Annotated in this window: 18 protein-coding genes; 13 read left to right on the forward strand and 5 right to left on the reverse strand. The window is 71.3% G+C overall.

Features of this window, described 5'->3' with window-relative positions; translation table 11 throughout:
• The first annotated feature begins 4 nt into the window (after window positions 1-4).
• The gene (locus FYW99_RS02755) at window positions 5-352 is read left to right on the forward strand and encodes an STAS domain-containing protein (RefSeq protein WP_150249712.1); all 348 of its coding nucleotides are present in this window, start codon (window positions 5-7) and stop codon (window positions 350-352) included.
• On the opposite strand, the gene FYW99_RS02760 is transcribed toward FYW99_RS02755, so the two are convergent.
• Window positions 342-1,313: an anti-sigma factor RsbA family regulatory protein gene (locus FYW99_RS02760; RefSeq protein WP_150249714.1), complete on the reverse strand. Its 972-nt coding sequence runs from the start codon at window positions 1,311-1,313 to the stop codon at window positions 342-344. The two genes, FYW99_RS02755 and FYW99_RS02760, sit on opposite strands and share 11 nt — an antisense overlap.
• Window positions 1,314-1,444: 131 nt before the next feature.
• The gene (locus FYW99_RS02765; RefSeq protein WP_150249717.1) at window positions 1,445-2,722 is read right to left on the reverse strand and encodes a glycosyltransferase; all 1,278 of its coding nucleotides are present in this window, start codon (window positions 2,720-2,722) and stop codon (window positions 1,445-1,447) included.
• A gap of 822 nt (window positions 2,723-3,544) precedes the next feature.
• On the opposite strand from FYW99_RS02765, the gene FYW99_RS02770 reads away from it, so the two are divergent.
• The gene (locus FYW99_RS02770) at window positions 3,545-4,306 is read left to right on the forward strand and encodes a PP2C family protein-serine/threonine phosphatase (protein WP_150249720.1); all 762 of its coding nucleotides are present in this window, start codon (window positions 3,545-3,547) and stop codon (window positions 4,304-4,306) included.
• A 267-nt stretch (window positions 4,307-4,573) separates the two neighbouring features.
• On the opposite strand, the gene FYW99_RS32120 is transcribed toward FYW99_RS02770, so the two are convergent.
• From FYW99_RS32120 to FYW99_RS02780, 3 genes are all read right to left on the reverse strand, one after another.
• Window positions 4,574-5,257 carry a copper resistance CopC family protein gene (locus FYW99_RS32120; protein WP_223838651.1) on the reverse strand — a complete coding sequence of 228 codons (684 nt, stop codon included), beginning with the start codon at window positions 5,255-5,257 and terminating at the stop codon, window positions 4,574-4,576.
• 15 nt (window positions 5,258-5,272) lie between these two features.
• The gene (locus FYW99_RS32125; protein ID WP_223838653.1) at window positions 5,273-5,887 is read right to left on the reverse strand and encodes a copper resistance protein; all 615 of its coding nucleotides are present in this window, start codon (window positions 5,885-5,887) and stop codon (window positions 5,273-5,275) included.
• Window positions 5,888-6,073: 186 nt separating this feature from the next.
• Window positions 6,074-6,343, reverse strand: coding sequence for a WhiB family transcriptional regulator (locus tag FYW99_RS02780; protein WP_017567881.1), 270 nt, complete (start codon window positions 6,341-6,343; stop codon window positions 6,074-6,076).
• An 833-nt stretch (window positions 6,344-7,176) separates the two neighbouring features.
• Here FYW99_RS02780 and ectA point away from each other — a divergent pair.
• The 11 genes from ectA (at window position 7,177) to FYW99_RS02835 (ending at window position 17,989) form a co-directional block, all read left to right on the forward strand.
• The gene (ectA, locus tag FYW99_RS02785) at window positions 7,177-7,674 is read left to right on the forward strand and encodes a diaminobutyrate acetyltransferase (protein WP_150249723.1); all 498 of its coding nucleotides are present in this window, start codon (window positions 7,177-7,179) and stop codon (window positions 7,672-7,674) included.
• A gap of 89 nt (window positions 7,675-7,763) precedes the next feature.
• A complete protein-coding gene (ectB, locus tag FYW99_RS02790; protein ID WP_061081879.1) occupies window positions 7,764-9,029 on the forward strand; it encodes a diaminobutyrate--2-oxoglutarate transaminase in 1,266 nt (421 codons plus the stop codon).
• A gap of 131 nt (window positions 9,030-9,160) precedes the next feature.
• Window positions 9,161-9,556 (forward strand): ectoine synthase, encoded by a 396-nt coding sequence (locus FYW99_RS02795; RefSeq protein ID WP_150249725.1) that lies wholly within the window; start codon window positions 9,161-9,163, stop codon window positions 9,554-9,556.
• Between the two features lie 507 nt (window positions 9,557-10,063).
• Window positions 10,064-10,918 (forward strand): ectoine/hydroxyectoine ABC transporter substrate-binding protein EhuB, encoded by an 855-nt coding sequence (gene ehuB / locus FYW99_RS02800; protein WP_150249905.1) that lies wholly within the window; start codon window positions 10,064-10,066, stop codon window positions 10,916-10,918.
• A gap of 7 nt (window positions 10,919-10,925) precedes the next feature.
• Window positions 10,926-11,654, forward strand: a complete 729-nt coding sequence (ehuC, locus tag FYW99_RS02805; protein WP_150249728.1) for an ectoine/hydroxyectoine ABC transporter permease subunit EhuC — start codon at window positions 10,926-10,928, stop codon at window positions 11,652-11,654.
• The gene (gene ehuD, locus FYW99_RS02810; protein ID WP_150249730.1) at window positions 11,654-12,292 is read left to right on the forward strand and encodes an ectoine/hydroxyectoine ABC transporter permease subunit EhuD; all 639 of its coding nucleotides are present in this window, start codon (window positions 11,654-11,656) and stop codon (window positions 12,290-12,292) included. The genes ehuC and ehuD overlap by 1 nt, the downstream gene beginning before the upstream one ends.
• Window positions 12,279-13,115: an ectoine/hydroxyectoine ABC transporter ATP-binding protein EhuA gene (ehuA, locus tag FYW99_RS02815; protein WP_150249733.1), complete on the forward strand. Its 837-nt coding sequence runs from the start codon at window positions 12,279-12,281 to the stop codon at window positions 13,113-13,115. The genes ehuD and ehuA overlap by 14 nt, the downstream gene beginning before the upstream one ends.
• A 165-nt stretch (window positions 13,116-13,280) precedes the next feature.
• Window positions 13,281-14,213 carry a CPBP family intramembrane glutamic endopeptidase gene (locus FYW99_RS02820; protein WP_190394520.1) on the forward strand — a complete coding sequence of 311 codons (933 nt, stop codon included), beginning with the start codon at window positions 13,281-13,283 and terminating at the stop codon, window positions 14,211-14,213.
• Window positions 14,214-14,378: 165 nt separating this feature from the next.
• On the forward strand, window positions 14,379-16,490 hold the full coding sequence (locus FYW99_RS02825) for an RNA degradosome polyphosphate kinase (protein ID WP_150249737.1): 2,112 nt from the start codon (window positions 14,379-14,381) through the stop codon (window positions 16,488-16,490).
• On the forward strand, window positions 16,487-17,488 hold the full coding sequence (locus FYW99_RS02830) for an NUDIX hydrolase (RefSeq protein ID WP_150249741.1): 1,002 nt from the start codon (window positions 16,487-16,489) through the stop codon (window positions 17,486-17,488). Before FYW99_RS02825 ends, FYW99_RS02830 begins: the two co-directional genes overlap by 4 nt.
• A 57-nt stretch (window positions 17,489-17,545) precedes the next feature.
• Window positions 17,546-17,989: an SRPBCC family protein gene (locus FYW99_RS02835; protein ID WP_150249744.1), complete on the forward strand. Its 444-nt coding sequence runs from the start codon at window positions 17,546-17,548 to the stop codon at window positions 17,987-17,989.
• The last annotated feature ends 95 nt before the right edge of the window (window positions 17,990-18,084 follow it).

Below are 18,084 nucleotides of genomic sequence, written 5' to 3' on the forward strand. Positions count from 1 at the left end.
GACCGTGACGTCAGACATCTCGATCCGTCGCGAGGATGGCGTCGTCGTCGTCACCCCCGCGGGGGAGATGGACGCGGTGACCTCTCCCGCGCTGGCCGAGGTCCTCGACGGCCTCCTGGCCGCCGAGCCGCCCCGGGGCGTGGTGGTCGACCTCGCCAAGGTGTCCTTCTGCGACTCGCGCTGCATCGGCGTGCTCGTCTCCGCCTACCGGCAGGCCCGCGACCTGGGTGTGGGACTGGTGGTCGCCGAGCCCCAGCCGCAGGTCAACCGCCTGTTCGTGATAGCCGGAATCGACCAGGTCATCCCGATCGTGGCCAGCACCGACACCGCGGCGGACTCCCTCAGGGGCTGAGCGGGGCCCGTGTCCCGGCCTTCCGGACGGCTCCGGACTCCCCGGCCCCGTCCACGAAGTGCAGCCGTACCAGGGACCCCTCGCCGCTGCCGCTGATCTCCAGGAAGTCGCAGGTCTGCCGGGTGATCCACAGCCCGTACCCGCGCGGGCGCATGCTGTCGGCCGGACGGTAGCCGGTGAGCGGGTCGAAGAGCCCGCCGCGCTCGTCGAACACGTCGCACACCCACCGCCCCGGGGCGCGCCAGACCTGCACGGTGCCCTTGCCCGCGCCGTGCTCCAGCACGTTGGCGGCCAGCTCGTTCACCGCCACCACCAGGCTGTCGATCCGCTCGGGCGGGAACCCCACGGCCTCTCCGAGCGCCGTCAGGTCACCGCGCAGCCGCGGCAGGGACAGCCCGATCTCCAGCCGGTGCACGGGCCCGCTGACCGGCAGCGGCTCCGGGGCGACCGGTCGGGCGCCGAAGGCCGCCGTGCCCAGGTAGGCGGGGTTGGGCCGGGGCCCGTCGGGCTCCACCAGCACCGGGTGGGTGGCCAGGACCGCGGACCGCGTCCGCGGGGTCAGGTCGCGGTCGTCGTGGACGCACAGCAGACTCAGCCGCTGCGGGGCCAGCGCCGTGGACAGCACCGACTCCAGCCGGTGCCACTCGCGCAGCTCCATCCCCGAGACCGGCAGCGGGGGCTCGGCCACCACGACCACCGGCACGGGGGCGTGGACGAGCGCCAGGCGGTGCAGGGCGGCCAGGGTGCGTCCCGGGGCGTCGTAGAACCGGTTCCGCTCCAGGACGTGCACGCGCTCGCGTTCGGAGGCCGACAGCGCCCGGGTGAGCGCGACGGCGCGGTCACCGGAGACAGCGAGCACCGCGTGGGCGTTTTCGCGTACGGCTGAGCGCAACCGCTGCCGGGCCACCTCGTGGAACCGCTGCCCGCGGCGGAAGAGCAGTCCCTGGTGTTCGAAGGTCATCGGTACGTGGCGTCCGCGCCCGGAGCCGGCCGTCCGGCCGCCGGGCGCCACTGTCTGTGTACCCGTTCCGACCCCTCTGAGGAAACCCCGGAGGACCGGTCGGACGGGCACGCTGTCGGGACGGGCACGGCTCAGTGCGCGGTCCCGGACAGTAGCAGACCGTCCGTCTCGTCCTCGTCGGCGCGGTCCTGTTCCGTCTGCTGCGGACGGGAGCGCTCGTAGGCGAGCTCCGTCTCGACGGCGATCCGCTGCCAGGTGAACCGGGAGCGGGCCCGGTCCACGGCGGCGATGCCGTACGCGGTGCTCATGGTCGGGGTGCTGAGGACGGCGCGCACGGAGCGCGCGACCTCGTCGGGGCGGCCGAAGCGCATCAGCACGCCGCTGGTGCGGTGCAGGACGGCCCCCGGGGTGGCGCCGGTGGCGGTGGCCACCACGGGCAGGCCGCACGCCATGGCCTCCAGCACGGCCCCGCCGTAGGGGTCGTAGGAGGCGGCGGACACGTACACGTCCGCGGAGCGCAGCAGGCGGGGCAGCTCCTTGCGCTCCACGGGCCCGGCCAGGTGGACGCGGTCGTCCACCCCGGCCTCCTTGGCCAGGAGCTCGATCCGGCGGGCGTTCTCGTCGAGGGCCACGTCCAGGTCCTCGGCGGTGGAGACGAGCAGCAGCTCGGCCTCGGGGAGGCGGGTCATGGCCTCCACGAGCCGGTCGGCGCCGCCGGCCTCGGTCAGGGAGGTGACCGAGACCAGGCGGGCGCGCTCCTCGCGCCGGGAGTGCCAGTGCTCGGCGGAGGCGCTGCCCTCCACGCTGAAGTGGTCGGGGTCCACACCGAAGGGCACGACGTTGACGTGGTGGCGGGGGACGCCGAGGCGGGCCAGCTCGACCTGCTGGTCGGTGGAGTTGACCAGCACGCGGTCGGCGCGCGAGGCGAGGATGGTCTCCATGCGGGCGCGCTCGGGGTGGTGGTCGAGGCCGGAGCGCTGCTCGCTGGCGTTGAGGGAGTGGAAGGTCTGCACGATGGGCGTGCCGCTCTGGTCGCTCTCGCTGTGCGCCTGGGCGTGCAGGGCGGCCAGACCGCTGGTCCAGCCGATCGCGTGCAGGACGTCGGGGTGGTCCTCGTCCAGGACGGAGGCGAGGGCGCTGCCGAAGGCGCCGGTGTGCTCGGCGTGCTCCTCGGCGGACAGCGGCCGGGCCGGACCGGCGTCCAGGTAGGCGACGGAGACGCCGCGCGCCATGCGGGTGCGTCCGTCGGGCTGGTCGGGGTCGCTGCGGCGGGCGTAGACCGTCACCCGGTGCCCCCGCTTGGCGAGCTGCCGGGACAGGGCGCACACGTGCAGGCTCGCGGGGCAGGCGGGTTCTCCCCTGTGCGCGGGGAGGGGGTTGGCGTGTTCGGCGACCATGGCGATCTTCACTGGGCTGAACTCCTTGGACACGGTCTCGTCGGTGTCCGTCGTAGGTGCGCCCGAGGCGACTCCGGAGCGGGGATCGGAGTCCTCACGGGCGGGGCTGGGGCCGTCGTGCCGGTCCTCGGGCCGTGGGGCCGGGTCCGGCGGAAGGAGGCTGCGGGGGAGGGGGCGCGGTCAGGGGAGGGCGGCACACGGTGCCGGGCGCCGCGCCGGTGGAGGCCTCCCGGCAGCACGAGGAGCCGTAGGCGCGTGGCGCTTACGGCTGCCGCTGAGCGGAGGAAGAAGAGGAAGAAAGAAGGGAAGACGCACGGAGATCACACCAAACGACCGGTCGGGGAGGACTGGGGCCACCGTGCGTGACAGGATGATGCCGCACGGGGCTGGTCGTGTGTGTCTGCGTCTTAGACACCCAACGGGGCCCATTCTGCCAGACGGTTCACGTCTCGACAACGTGACGTCGATCCGACACCCATACCTCCGGGGTTTCGGTGCTGTCCATAACCTCGGAGTTCTCCCCGTTGGTCTGCGGTTTCGCGGTACCCGTGGGTGGCCTCTGTCGGGGCGGCGGTACCGCCGCTACTGTCAGACCGGAACACCGTGAGCGCGCGGTGCGCACCGCGGATCGCCCGGCACGACACTTCTGGCGGCGGGAACCGGGGCGGGAACTGCGTATCCGGGTGTTTTCCGCCATGATGTACGCGGATTTTGACCCACTCCGGCGGTGGCTCGGTACGGTGACAGAATCCAGACGTTGAACGGGACTCGACCAAGGCCCGGCGCGGGGCGCCGGGCAACCGGCCACGGCCGATGAAACGGGAGGAAGGGCGTATGGGTGTCGCTGGTGGGGAAGTCATTGTCACGGCCCTCACGCACCGGGGCGCTATCCGCCCCGCCAACGAGGACGCCGTCGTCATGGGTGCCCTGACCGTCGCCAGTGCGAACATGACCTCGCCGGTGCGCTGCGTCCTCCCGGTCGGGGAGCCCGTCATCCTGGCGGTCGCCGACGGGATCGGCGGTCAGGCCGCGGGGGAGATCGCCTCCGAGCACGCCGTGCACCGCATGGCCGAGATGGGGCCGCGTCTCAACGGCCCCGAGGAGATCGCCCAGCTGCTGAGCAACATCGACGAGGAGATCAAGGACCACGCCACCCAGCACACCGAGTTCTCCGGCATGGGGACCACGGTCGCGGGCGTCCTGCTCAACAACGACGGCAACTTCTGGTTCAACGTGGGCGACTCCCGCACCTACCGCCTGGAGGGGCGCCGCCTGCGCCAGCTCTCGGAGGACGACTCGCCCGCGCTGCCCCCGTCCGAGGACGGCCGCCCGGTCACCACGAACTTCATCACCCAGTCCCTGGGCGGCAGTTCGGGCGGCACGATGGTCCCGCACGTGGGCCGGGACGAGGCGGCCGACCCCAGCGCCTGGCTCATGTGCAGCGACGGTCTGTCCGACCTGGTCCTGCCCGAGGAGATGGAGCGGATGATCGCCGAAGCGGGCAGCGACGAGGCCGCCGTGTACGCCCTGTGGCAGGCCGCCATGGAGGCGGGCGGCAAGGACAACATCAGCATCCTGCTGGCACGCCGCGTCTGACCCGTCCCGACCGAGTCGGCCCCGGCGGTCGGCTCCCGTCCCCCGACCGGGTCGGCCCGGGCCCGCCCACCGACTCCTGAACCCCCCATCCGCCAGCATCCCCCGACGCACGGCCCCGGCCCCCGCGCGAGCGGACACCGCCGACGCCTCCCGCGCCCGACCTCCCCGTCACCGGGCGGGCGGACCGCACGCCGGAACACGACGAGGGCCCGCACGCCCTCCCCCGCTGGGGAGGCGCGTACGGGCCCTCGGCCGTCTCGCCGGTACTTACTTCCGCCCGGCGTCCCCGCCCGGGCGCCTGCGCATGCGCACGGCCACGAGAACGACCGCGGCGATACCGGCGACCGCGACGACGGCCACGACCGCCAGCGCCACCGGCGACACGCCGCCCGACTCCTCCTCGTCCGCGGCCTCGTCCGCGTCCACCTCGTCGGCGGGCTCCTGCGCCTGCTCCTGTGCCGTCTCCCCGGCGGGCTCCTGCGGGGTCCCGCTCTCCTCGGGCTCCGGGGCCGCCGCGGCGACGGCCTCCTCGGTCACCGAGAACGTCAGGGTGTCCTGGATCGGGTGGCCGTCGGAGGAGACCACGCGGAACCCGATGGTGTACTCGCCGGCCTGGTCCAGCGGGGCCAGGCCCACCGACACGTCCGTGCCGTCGAAGGCCAGGTCCCCCTCCTCGTAGGTGGTCTCCTCGTCCGGCCCCGTGACGACGACGGCGCTGCCGCTGCCGCCCTCCATCGGGGCGTTGTTGAAGCTCAGCACGACCTCCTCGGGCACGGTGTCCAGGGTGGCCCCGTCCTCGGGGTTGGACCCGGTCAGGACGTCGTGCGCCAGCGCGGGCGAGGGGGCCAGGGCCAGGGCGGCCGCGGCGAGGGGGGCCAGCACGGCGGCGGCCGCGCGCGGGAGCGCGCGGGAGGGCTCAGCGGCGGCGGGGGTGCGGGTGCTGCGGGTCATGGTGGTCATCTTCTCTCAGCGTTCGGTACGTTCCGGCGTGCGCGCGGGGGCGTCGCGAGGGGACGCCCCGGAGAGGGGAGGCCCGCGCGGGCCGTGCGCCGAGAGCGCGACGGGCGGGGGAGCGGTCCGGGAGGCGGAGCCCGTGACCGGTACACGGGCGCCGAACGCGAGGCCGGGCACGCGCAGCGGCGGCAGCGCCCGGATGAGCAGGGCGGTCAGGAACCACAGGGCCGCCTCGCCGTGGGCGAGCAGCGCCGACGCCAGCAGGGCCGCCCACAGGTGCGCGAACAGCATGCCGGGCGCGAGGCCGAGGACGTGGGTGAGCAGGCCGTGTCCGGCGTGGCCGGCGCCTGCGCCGAGGACGCCGGGGGCGGGTTCGCCCGAACCCTGGAACACCAGGTGCAGGAGGATCTGCACGCAGGCCATGACGGCGAAGATGTCGCCGAACCCGCGCATCGTGCGGGTGAAGTACCACAGCAGGGGGAACAGGACCGCGGTCGCCGCGGCCAGTCCCCCGAGGGAGGCGGGCGCCGCGGCCCACAGGTTGTGCCCGCCCCAGGCAAGCCCCGTGCACGCAGCGGCGAGGAGGGCCGTGCGCAGGAGGCGGAGCGTGCCGTGAGCGGGTCGCACGAGAAAGAACCTAGGCCGTGCCCCGGAGGGTCGCAAGATCCCGGGGAGCGGCGGTCGCGCGGCCCGGGCGGACCGGCGCGGGGCGCGGCCGCTCGGGCGGCGGGTGGGGCGAAGGCGGGTTGGTGGGGGCCGGGGGGCTGGGCCGCCGGGTGGGCTGACGCCCTCCGGCGGCCCCCGTCGCCCTCGTCAGTGACGACCGGCCGGGACGAGTTCGCGACGCATGTAGCGGCGCTCCTCGGGGGTGGTCCCACCCCAGACTCCGTGAGCCTCTCCCGCCCGCAGGGCCCACCGCAGGCACTCCTGGCGAACAGTACAGCTGCGGCAGACGGCGATGGCCTGCTCGGTGTCGGCGCGCCCGATCCCGGTGCTGCTCACCGGAAAGAAGATCTCCGGGTCCTGAGAGCGGCAGTTGCCCTGCTGGACCCAGTCCTCGCTCTCGTGGTACAGGCGGTTCACGGGCGCCTCCGATCCGTGGCTGGTGGTCCCTGGCCCCGTGCCGTGCTTCCACGGCCGGGTCAGGGGGCTTCTCCGCCCCACCGCCCACGGGTGATCGACCCGGGAACTGCGGCGCGGCGATGCGACCCATTGTAGTACGACTCAATGTAGTACTACACGGAGTCTGCGTGAAAAAACCGGAAATCTCAAGGACGTCCCCGGGTGCGGGTCCGCCGCGTTCCACCGCCGCGTCCGGGGGGGCGGGTCCGGGCGCGGCGGCGCACGGGTGCGCCACCCCTCCCACTGCCCCCGCACGGCCGCGTCAAAGGGCCGCGGCCTCCCGCGTGTCGGCGTTGCGCGTGTGCCCCGGGCCCCTTGCGGCGTACCGTGTGGCGCGAGCCGGGAGCCCAAAGTGGCGTTATGTCGCGAGCTTTCCACCGAATCGGTGTGACTTAACGCACGCTTAATATTGCTCTGCGAGGATCTATGTTTGACCCTGACGGCTGTCGGCCCCCCGGGCGCGAACGGCTGCCCTCCCCGGCGGCGCCCCGTGTGCGGCCCGCACGGCCGCAGCGTCGAATCCCCTGTTGGGCAGGGCGTGAGCGCGTGTCCCGTCGGCTCCCGGAGATCCCCCGAACGTCCTGGTCAGAGCTTCGGGGCGCTGCTAAATAAACAGGCCCTACCCGTGAGCGGTCTGCCCAAACATCCGCGAGCGGCCTCCACGAAATGTCATTGACATTCGTTCGCTAAGTTCGATCGACGTGCCACATCTACGAACGAACCTCCAAGCACGCGACCGGACTGACACCGGGGCCACGGCCTCGGAAGCCCCAGGCGCCGCGGGCCGTGGAGGCGTGCGCCTGTCGCACCCGTCCCCGGAGGACGGACCGCACATGTGGCGACTGGCGCGGGAGAACGGCATGGACGTCAACTCCCCGTACGCCTACGCGCTCTGGTGCCGGGACTTCGCCACGACCAGCGTCGTCGCCCGCGACGACGAGGGCCGTGTCGCGGCCTACGTCACCGGCTACGTGCGGCCCGACAGCTCCGACACGTACTTCCTCTGGCAGGTCGCCGTCGACTCCGCGTACCGCGGACAGGGGCTGGCCCGCCGGATGCTCGACTTCGTCGGCGACCGGATCACGGACAGCGGCCTGCGCTACCTCGAAGCGACCGTCACCGCCGACAACACCGCCTCCCGCGCCCTGTTCGCCTCGTTCGCCCGGGACCGGGGCGCCGAGGCCGTGTGGAGTCCGCTCTTCACCGGGGAACACTTCCCGCAGGGGGACACCCCGCACGACCCCGAGGACCTCGTACGCATCGGACCCCTCGGAGCCGGGCCCGGAGCATGACCGATCGTCCGCACCGGACCCGCCCGACCCACCCCGTCGCCCAAGCCATGAGCCCACGAACCTGGGATAAAGGAACCGAGGAACACACGATGGAGACCTTCCAGCGCCTGGAGTCCGAAGTCCGCGGATACTGCCGGAACTGGCCGGTCGTGTTCGACCGGGCCGTCGGTAGCCACGTCTACTCCGAGGACGGCAAGCCCTACCTCGACTTCTTCGCGGGAGCGGGGTCGCTCAACTACGGGCACAACAACCCCGAGTTGAAGACCTCGCTCATCGAGTACCTGACCGACGACAAGATCGTGCACAGCCTCGACGCCTACAGCGTGGCCAAACGCGAGTTCCTGAAAACCTTCGAGGAGATCATCCTCAAACCCCGGGGCCTGGACTACAAGGTCCAGTTCCCCGGGCCCGCGGGCAACAACGCGGTCGAGGCCGCGCTCAAGCTGGCCCGCAAGTACACCGGTCGCGAGACCATCGTCAACTTCACCAACGGCTTCCACGGCATGACCCTGGGCGCCCTGGCCGTCACCGGCAACTCGATGAAGCGCGGCGGCGCGGGCGTGCCGCTGGGCCACGTCGCCACGATGCCGTTCGACAACTACCTGGACGGCAAGACGCCGGACTTCCTGTGGCTGCGCAGCCTGCTGGACGACAGCGGCAGCGGCCTGGACAAGCCCGCCGCCGTCATCGTCGAGACGGTCCAGGGCGAGGGCGGCATCAACGCCGCCAGCGCCCAGTGGCTGCGCGAGCTCTCGGAGCTGTGCCGCGAGTACGACATCCTCATGATCGTCGACGACATCCAGATGGGCTGCGGCCGCACCGGCGACTTCTTCAGCTTCGAGGAGGCCGGGATCACCCCGGACATCGTCACGCTGTCCAAGTCCATCAGCGGTTACGGCCTGCCCATGGCCCTCACCCTGTTCAAGCGCGAGCTGGACGTGTGGGAGCCGGGCGAGCACAACGGCACCTTCCGCGGGTTCAACCCGGCCATGGTGACCGCCAGCGAGGCCCTGCGCCGCTACTGGAGCGACTCGGCCTTCGCCGACTCCGTCAAGGCCAAGGGCGACATGGTCGCCGCCCGCCTGGCCGAGATGGCCGCCGAGCACGCCGAGTTCGGCGCGCACGTGCGCGGCCGCGGCATGGCCCGGGGCCTGGCCTTCGAGCAGACCGACATCGCCAAGAGGGTCGCCGCCGAGTCCTTCGACCGGGGCCTGCTCCTGGAGACCTCCGGTCCCGAGGACGAGGTGGCCAAGCTCCTGCCGCCGCTCACGGCGAGCGAGGAGGAACTCACCGCCGGTCTTGACATCATGGCTGACGCGGCCCGTGCCGCGGTCAAGGCGGCTCAGCCCGCCTAGGAGCTCTCCGGCCAGGGGACTCCACACCCACGTGGGTACGGGGCCGGGCGGCGACCCTCGGGACGTCGCCCGGCCCCGCCCCCGTGTCGCATCACCACAGGAAGCGCTCAGAGCGCGTAGAGGGGGACACAGTGATCGTTCGCAGCATGGACGAGGTCAACGACACCGACGCCGACATCAAGACGGAGAACTGGCGCAGCCGTCGGATCGTCCTGGCCAAGGACAAGGTCGGCTTCTCCTTCCACGAGACCGTCCTGTACGCGGGCACCGAGTCGACCTTCTGGTACGCCAACCACGTCGAGCTCGTGCACTGCATCGAGGGCGAGGCCGAGCTGACCAACGAGGAGACCGGGGAGAAGCACACCATCACCCCGGGCACCCTCTACCTGCTCAACGGCCACGAGAAGCACACCGTCCGCCCGAAGACGGACTTCCGCGTGCTGTGCGTGTTCAACCCGCCCGTCACCGGACGTGAGGTGCACGACGAGAACGGCGTCTACCCCCTCGTCGTCGAGGAAGACGTCTGAGGACCGTCCCAGGACTGTCAGACCACGCGGGCGGGGGCCGATCGGCCCCCGCCCGTTCGTGTCGGGAGACGGGGGCACCGGGGCGACGCCGGGGCGTCCGCGCGGTGTCGCGCGGATGGCGCCCCAGGGTGACGGGGGTTCGGACCCAGGGTCACGAGCGCCAGGTGACCCGCCCTGAGCAGGCCAAAGGCCGGGTCACTCCGAGACTGCACGTGCATAACCAGTGCATAACGGACTAAACGGGTCCTGTTACTGCCGGTTCTGTCCGGGGAGGGAGACCCCCGTACTTATGCCGCCGCGCCCTGCCCCCGGGCGGTGGCCGCAGCCGCGGCCCCGGCGCCGCGGACCGCCCACACCAGGCATCCCGATCCGAATGCGCGGCACTGTCGTCCAGCCAGGCGAGAGCGCCGCCCCCCGTGAGTCTTTCGAGGAGCAGTCGTGAAGAAGCAGGTACCCGCAGTACGCAGAGGAGCCTGGGGCCGCCGTGACGCACTCCGACTGGGAGGCGTGGGGCTGGCCACCCTCGGCCTGGCCGCGTGCAGCCGCGTCGACGGCGGAGGCGGCGGAGAGGGGGAGGAGGGCACCTCGACCCTGGACCGGCTGCGCGAACAGGGCTTCGTGGCCGTCGGCCTCGCCAACGAGATCCCCTTCGGCTTCGTCGACGACTCCGGCAACCCGGCCGGACAGTCCCCCGCCGTGGCCAAGGCCGTCTTCGAGGAGCTGGGCGTCCCCGAGATCCAGGCCTCCTCCGTGAACTGGGACGGGCTGATCCCCGGCCTGAACGCGAACCGCTTCGACGTCATCGCCGCCGGAGTGTTCATCACCCCCGAGCGCTGCGGCCAGGTCGCCTTCAGCGAGCCCACCGCGACCTCCCCCGAGGCCTTCATGGTCGCGGAGGGCAACCCGCACGGCATCCAGCACTTCACGGACTTCGCCGACAACCCCGACCTCGTGCTCGCGGTCCTCAACGGCTCGGTCGAGCAGACCTACGCCGAGTACTTCGAGGTTCCCGAGGACCAGATGAAGCTCATCCCCAACCAGACCGCCGGCTACGAGCTGCTGGAGGCCGGGCGCGTCGACGCGATGTCCATGCTGAGCGTGTCCCACACCTACCTGCTCCAGGACCGTGGCGGCCCGTTCGAGGTCACCGAGGCGTTCTTCCCCGAGATCGACGGCCAGGAGGAGAAGGGCTGGGGCGGGCTGTGCTTCCGCCAGCAGGACACCCAGCTCCTGGAGGAGGTCAACCGGGTGATCGCCGAGTTCAAGGAGAGCGGACGCCTCCTGGAGCTGGGCGAGGAGTGGGGCTTCACCGAGGCCGACCTGCCCGACGACACGACCACCGCCGAACTCTGCGAGGGATGAACCCGCAGTGGACTTCCTGATCCAGCGACTGCCGCTCTACGCAGAGGGCGCATGGGTCACCATCCAGCTCACCCTCGGGGGCATCGCACTGGCCTTCGTCCTCGCCATGGTCTTCGGGATCATGGGGACGATCCGGCACTGGCTCCCCCGGGCCGTCGCCACGGTCTACGTGGAGGTGTTCCGGGGGATCGCCGCCCTGGTGCTGATGTTCTGGATGGCGTTCGCCCTGCCCCAGCTGACCGGTTACCAGCTGGCCGACAACTTCGCCGCGATCCTCGCCGTGGGCCTCAACCTGGGGGCCTACGGGGCCGAGGTCGTGCGCTCGTCCATCAACGCCGTGCCCAAGCCGCAGGTCGAGGCCACCGTCGCGCTGAACCTCTCCTGGTTCCAGCGGACGCGCCTGGTCGTGCTGCCCCAGGCCTGGGCCCAGATGCTGCCCACGTTCGGCAACCTCAACATCGAGCTGATGAAGGCCACCGCGGTGTCCTACCTCATCGGTGTGGCCGACCTGACGGCCGTGGCGCAGAACATGCGCCAGGCCACGGGTGAGACGGTGGTCGCCTTCATCGGCGCCTTCGTCCTCTACTACCTGATCGCGCAGGTGCTCATCCTCGGCATGCGACTGCTCGAACGCCGCGCCAACCGCAAGCTGGGCCGCGCCGCGCCGGGCGGCGGAGGCCTGATGTCCCTCCTGCGTCCCCCGGCCGTCGACGCGAAGGCGGGGGTGGCCAAGTGATGTTCTGGGACTTCGAGTGGACCTTCGAGGTCATGCCCGACCTGCTGGGCGGCCTGTGGGTGACCGTCCAGATCACCGTCCTGGGCTACCTGATCGCGCTGGTCCTGGGCCTGGCGATCGCCATCGCCCGCCGGACGCCGATCTTCGGCTCCGTCCTGCACGCGGTCATGGAGTTCATCCGGACGACCCCGCTGATCATCCAGCTGGTGTTCGTCTTCCTCCTGACCCCGGCCAACATCTCCGCGATGACCGTGGGCGTCGTCGTGATCGGCGTGCACTACGCGGCCTACACCGCCGAGGTCTACCGCTCGGGCATCGAGGGCGTGGCCAAGGGGCAGTGGGAGGCGGCCCGGGCGCTGAGCCTGCCCACCAGCCGCACCTGGGGCGCCATCGTGCTGCCGCAGGCGATCCGCAAGACCATCCCGGCGCTGGGCAACTACCTCATCGCGATGTTCAAGGACACGCCGCTGCTGCTGGCGATCAGTGTGCCCGAGCTGCTGACCGAGGCCCAGCAGGTCGGCAGCGCGGACTTCCGCATCGTCGAGGCCTACACCCTGGTCGGGATCCTGTTCCTCCTCGTGAGCGTCCCGTCCGCCATCCTCATCCGACGACTGGAGCGACGCTATGCCGCCGTCTGACACCACCGTGAACGAAGAACCCCAGGGTGTCGGCAACGGACCCCAGGACCAGTCCCTGATCGTCTTCGACGACGTGGTGAAGCGCTTCGGCGACCTCACGGTGCTCGACCACCTGAACTTCTCCGTCGCCCCCGGCGAGCGGGTCACCCTCATCGGTCCGAGCGGTTCGGGCAAGACCACCATCCTGCGCCTGCTGATGACCCTGGAGAAGGTCACCGAGGGCGTCATCTGGGTGGGCGGCGAGCCCTTCAGCCACATGCGCAAGGGCCAGGGGCTGACCCGGGCGAGCGAGTCCTACCTGCGCGCGCGCCGCAAGCGCATCGGCATGGTGTTCCAGCAGTTCAACCTGTTCCCGAACATGACCGTCCGGCAGAACATCACCGAGGCGCCCGTGCACGTGCTGGGCACCCCCAAGGGCGAGGCCAACGCCAGGGCCGAGGAACTGCTGGAGCTGGTCGGGCTCGGCGACAAGATCGACGCCCACCCGACCCAGCTCTCCGGCGGCCAGCAGCAGCGCGTGGCGATCGCCCGCGCGCTGGCCATGCAGCCGGAGATCCTGCTCCTGGACGAGGTCACCTCGGCCCTGGACCCGGAGCTGGTGGCCGGGGTCCTGGACGTGCTGCGCGAGGTCGCCGAGACCACGGACATCACGATGCTGTGCGTGACGCACGAGATGGGCTTCGCGCGCGACGTCTCGCACCGGGTACTCATGTTCGACCAGGGACAGATCGCCGAGGAGGGTACGCCGGAGCAGATCTTCGGCGACCCGAAGGAGGAGCGGACCAAGTCCTTCCTCCGCTCGGTCCTGGACAACGGTTTCTGAGGGGCCTCCCGTGCCCGCGTGCCGCCGGGGCCGCTCCTCCGGGAGCGGCCCCTCGGTGTGACGGGACATGTTGAGGCGAGTGACGACATACCGTAGTCATTAAGTAGCTTTTAGTTTCCCCTTGGGCAGAATGAGAGTTCTGAGACAGGGGGGACTCTTGTGACCATGGTGCGAAGATGGGGGCTCGTCTGGGGGGTGCTGGTCGCCCTGCTGCTCGTCGCGGCGCCGATGCTCTTCCACCCCGTGCTGCGCTCCGACGTCCTCGACGACTCCCTGGTCCTCTTCCTGGTCTCCTGGTCCCCGATGCTGATCGGCGGGATCCTGGCCTGGGCCCTGGTCAGGGGTTTCGGCGCCCGCGAGCAGCTGGACCGCCGCGTCGTCCAGGCGATGGACGGCCACCCCATCGTCCGCGAGCTGGGCTGGCTGGGGTTGTTCCTCACCGGCTTCGTGGTGTCCATGGCGCTGCTGTCGATGCTCTTCGCCACCTACGAGTCGGTGTTCGGCGCCGACCTGGCCATGTCCGAGGCGCTGGTCTCGCGCCTGCTGTTCCTGTTCACCCTGCCGCTGCTGGTCATGGACCGCTCCGGCATCACCCTGGACGGCAAGGGCACCGCCATGCCCGCGGTCGCCCTGAAGGTGTCCGAGCCCTGGCGCTGGCTCGGGATGGTCCCGATCGCCATCGCGCTGGTCCTGATCGGCTACCTGCTCATCCCGCGCCTGGGGCTGCCGGGACCCTCCCTCCATCTGCTGGGCTACGTGCTCGCGTTCACCGTCATGGCGGTGTGCGAGGAGATCTTCTTCCGGGGGATGGTGCAGACCCGCCTGGAGATCCTCATGGGCCGCTGGGGAGGCATCGTCGCCACCTCGGTGGTCTTCGCCCTCACCTACGCCCTCATCCAGCCCTACGACGCGGTGTCCCAGCTGCCGGGGACCGACCTGGTGTACAACACCGGCCTGGCCCTGCTCACCTACGCCACGGCCAGCCTCCTCTACGGCTACCTGTGGACGTGCTTCCGCAACACGTGGATCCAGGTGGTGATGCGTGTCGGCATGTTCCTGATGCTCATGCCCCCCGACCTCCAGACCGGTGTCATGTGACCGGACCCGCCCAGCGGACGAACGGTAAAACCGGCGGTCAGGAGGAGAAAACCACGGCAGGAACGGGCATAGGGCCATAGGGGGTCCACACCGGTCGTGTCGCGGTCATTTTCCCCTCACGGGGTTGTCACCTTGCGGTCATGGAAAAGGGGGAGTCTGCCCACTGTGAGCACGGAAACAGCGCCAACACCCGAGGGGCCCGCCGCCGGTACGCCCGAGCTTCCCGCCGACAGGTTCATGGACAGGGAGGAGGGGTGGCTCCGCTTCAACCAGCGCGTGCTCGAACTCGCCGAGGACGAGGACGTCCCCCTCCTGGAACGCGCGCGGTTCCTGGCGATCTTCTCCAACAACCTGGACGAGTTCTTCATGGTGCGCGTCGCCGGGCTCAAACGCCGCCTGGCCACCGGCCTGGCCGTCGCCTCCTCCAGCGGGCACCACCCCCGCGTGCTGCTCGGGCGCGTCTCCCGGTTCACCCGCGAGCTCATGCTCCGTCAGGCCGCCTGCTTCCACGACAGCGTCGCGCCCGCCCTGCGCGAGGTCGGCATCCGCGTCGTGCGCTGGAGCGAACTGGAGACCGTCGAGCGCGAGAACCTGCGCGGCTACTTCCAGCGATCCGTCTACCCGCTGGTGACGCCCTTCGCGGTCGACTCCGCGCACCCCTTCCCCTACATCTCCGGCCGCTCGCTCAACCTCGCGGTCGCCGTCCGCGACCCGCACGACGGGCGCCGCATGTTCGCCCGGGTGAAGATCCCCAGCTCCCTGCCCCGCTTCATCGAGCTGGGCGACCGCGAGGGCGGCCGGTTCGTCCCCGTCGAGGACATCGTCGCCGCCCACCTGCCCCAGCTCTTCGAGGGCATGCAGATCCTGGAGCACAACGCCTTCCGGGTCACCCGCAACGCCGACCTGGAGGTCGACGAGGACGAGACCGACGACCTCGTCACCTCCCTGGAGAACGAGCTGCTGCGCCGCCGCTTCGGCCCGCTCGTGCGCCTGGAGGTCGAACACGACATCAGCGACGAGGCCCTGGCCATACTCACCGAGGAGCTGGGCGCCGAGGAGGAGGAGATCTACCGGGTCCCCGGCCCGCTCAACCTCGCCGGACTGTCCCAGATCGCCGACACCGACCGCCCCGAGCTGCGCTACCCGCCCATGGTCCCCGTCGAGCCGCGCGCCCTGACCTCAGGCGACCTCTTCGCCGCCGTCCGCGAGCGCGAGATCCTCGTCCACCACCCCTACGAGTCCTTCGCCACCACCACCGAGCGCTTCCTGGCCCTGGCCGCCACCGACCCCGAGGTCGTGGCGATCAAGCAGACCCTGTACCGCACCAGCGGCGACTCGCCCATCGTGGAGTCCCTCATCGAGGCCGCCCGCGAGGGCAAGGAGGTCGTGGTCCTGGTCGAGATCAAGGCCCGCTTCGACGAGCAGAACAACATCCAGTGGGCCCGCAAGCTCGAACAGGCGGGCTGCCACGTCGTCTACGGCGTCGTCGGCCTCAAGACCCACTGCAAGCTGTCCATGGTCGTCCGCCGCGACGACGACGGGCTGCTGCGCCGCTACTGCCACGTGGGCACCGGAAACTACAACCCGAGCACCGCCCGCATGTACGAGGACCTCGGTCTGTTCAGCGCCGACCCCGAGGTGGGCGAGGACGTCAGCGACCTGTTCAACAGCCTCACCGGCTTCTCCCGCAAGAAGCACTACCAGCGCCTGCTCGTGGCGCCCGCCGCCCTGCGCGAGAGCCTCCTCGAACAGATCGCCGTCGAGATCGACAACAGCCTCAAGGGCGAGCCCGCCCGCATCCGGATCAAGGTCAACTCCCTGGTCGACCTGGAGATCATCGACGCCCTGTACCGGGCCTCCCAGGCCGGGGTGAGCGTGGACCTGTGGGTGCGCGGAAGCTGCGTCCTGCGCGCCGGGGTGCCCGGCCTTTCCGACAACATCCGGGTGCGCAGCATCCTGGGCCGCTTCCTGGAGCACTCCCGCATCTTCGTCTTCGCCAACGGCTGGCGGCCCCAGGTGTGGATCGGCAGCGCCGACCTGATGCCCCGCAACCTCGACCGCCGGGTCGAGGCCCTGGTGCGCGTGGCCGACACCGAGCAGTGCCGCAGGCTGGTGCGGCTCATGGACCTGGCGATGGACGACGGCACCTCGTCCTGGCGGCTCGAACCCGACGGGACGTGGACCCGGTTCACCCGCGACGGCGACGGGCGCCCGCTCACCGACCTCCAGGACAGCCTGCGCGGCGACCGCCACCTGCGCGTGGTGGAGGGCTGTTGAGCACCATAACGAACGGGGGCGACGTGGAGGGATCGGTCGAGGGCGCGCACGGGGCCGGACCCCTGCGCGAGACGGCGGTCGGCGGTTACCTCGAACCCATCCGCGCGGCGGGCGCCCTGCTGTGGCGCGATGGCCCGGGCGGCACCGAGATCGTCCTCGTCCGCAGACCCGACCGGGGCGACTGGTCCCTGCCCAAGGGCAAGCTCAAGAGCCGTGAGCACCCCGTGACCGGCGCGGTCCGCGAGGTGGTCGAGGAGACCGGCCTGACCCCCGTGCTGGGCCGCAGGCTCCCCCCGCAGCGCTACCTCAAGGACGGCTGGCCCAAGCAGGTGGAGTGGTGGGCGGCCACCACCGCCGATCCCGCGGCGGGGATCGACTACCCGCCCAACGAGGAGGTGGACCTGGTCGAGTGGGTGCCGGTGGACACGGCCCGCGACCGGCTCACCTACGACCACGACGTGCGGGTGGTCGACAACTTCCTGGCCGGACCCGCGGCCACCTTCCCCGTCATCCTGCTGCGGCACCTGTCGGCGGGGGACAAGGGAGCCTGGACCGACGACGACATCCTGCGGCCCCTGGACGGGACCGGGCGCGCCGACGCCCTGGCCCTGCCCCGGGTGCTGAGCGCCTACGGGCGGCCCCGGGTGGTGACCTCGGCGGCGGCGCGGTGCACCGAGTCTCTGCTGCCCTACACGGTGGAGTACGACGTGCCGACGCGCACCGAACGCGCGTTCACGGTCCACACGCCCTCCGGCGGCTCCCCGTACGGCGTGGAGGAGGCCCGCGAGGCGTTCGCGCGCGTCCTGGCGGAGGGGAGGCCGACCGTCGTGTGCACGCACGGCGAACTCGTCCCGCAGCTGATGGCCGAGGCGCTCACACGGCTGGACGCGCCGTTCTCCCAGCAGCTGGGGCTGCGCAAGGGCTCCTTCTGGGTGGTGCACGTCACCGCGGAGGGCGGAGGGCTGGCGGCGGTGGAGCGGCACGCCGTCCGGGCCTGAACCCGGATCCGGCGGGGTCCCCGGGGCCGGTCCGCGTGGCGCTGCCATGATGCGGTCATGGCCAAACACAGGGTTACGCGGAGCGTCGTGGTCGACGCCCCCGCCAAGCAGATCTTCGACATCATCGCTGCGCCGGAGCGGCACGCCGAGTTCGACGGCTCGGACACCGTGCTCACCAGCCTCTTCGGTCCGGAGCGGCTGGAGCGGGGCAGCGAGTTCGGCATGGACATGAGGATGTTCGGCGTCGGCTACCGGATCACCAACCGGGTGGTGGAGTACGAGGAGGACCGCCTCATCGCCTGGCGGCACTTCGGCCCGCACCGCTGGCGCTACGAGCTGGAGGAACTGGAGGAGGGGGGCACCCGGGTCACGGAGACCTTCGACTACTCCAAAGGTCTTCCGGCCTTCTACGTCCTCATGGGGATGCCCGCCAGGAACGCGCGGAGCATCGAGCAGACCCTGGTGCGGCTCAAGGCCGCGGCGGAGTCGCGGGAGGACTGACCGCCGCACGGTCGGACGCTGACACGGCGGGCGCCGCCCGCGGGTCGGGGGCCGCGGGCGGCGCTGCGCTGAGGAGAACGGATCCGCCGCGTCGG

The organism is Nocardiopsis deserti (assembly GCF_008638355.1).
Classification (GTDB): Bacteria; Actinomycetota; Actinomycetes; order Streptosporangiales; family Streptosporangiaceae; genus Nocardiopsis; species Nocardiopsis alborubida.

What these genes read in the sequence shown, in the direction of transcription:
- ehuA (WP_150249733.1), top strand. Translation starts at nt 12,279, where the DNA reads ATGCCGCCGTCTGACACCACCGTGAACGAAGAACCCCAGGGTGTCGGC.
- ehuD (WP_150249730.1), top strand. Translation starts at nt 11,654, where the DNA reads ATGTTCTGGGACTTCGAGTGGACCTTCGAGGTCATGCCCGACCTGCTG.
- FYW99_RS02760 (WP_150249714.1), bottom strand. Translation starts at nt 1,313, where the DNA reads ATGACCTTCGAACACCAGGGACTGCTCTTCCGCCGCGGGCAGCGGTTC.
- FYW99_RS02820 (WP_190394520.1), top strand. Translation starts at nt 13,281, where the DNA reads ATGGTGCGAAGATGGGGGCTCGTCTGGGGGGTGCTGGTCGCCCTGCTG.
- FYW99_RS32120 (WP_223838651.1), bottom strand. Translation starts at nt 5,257, where the DNA reads ATGACCCGCAGCACCCGCACCCCCGCCGCCGCTGAGCCCTCCCGCGCG.
- FYW99_RS02835 (WP_150249744.1), top strand. Translation starts at nt 17,546, where the DNA reads ATGGCCAAACACAGGGTTACGCGGAGCGTCGTGGTCGACGCCCCCGCC.
- ectB (WP_061081879.1), top strand. Translation starts at nt 7,764, where the DNA reads ATGGAGACCTTCCAGCGCCTGGAGTCCGAAGTCCGCGGATACTGCCGG.
- FYW99_RS02770 (WP_150249720.1), top strand. Translation starts at nt 3,545, where the DNA reads ATGGGTGTCGCTGGTGGGGAAGTCATTGTCACGGCCCTCACGCACCGG.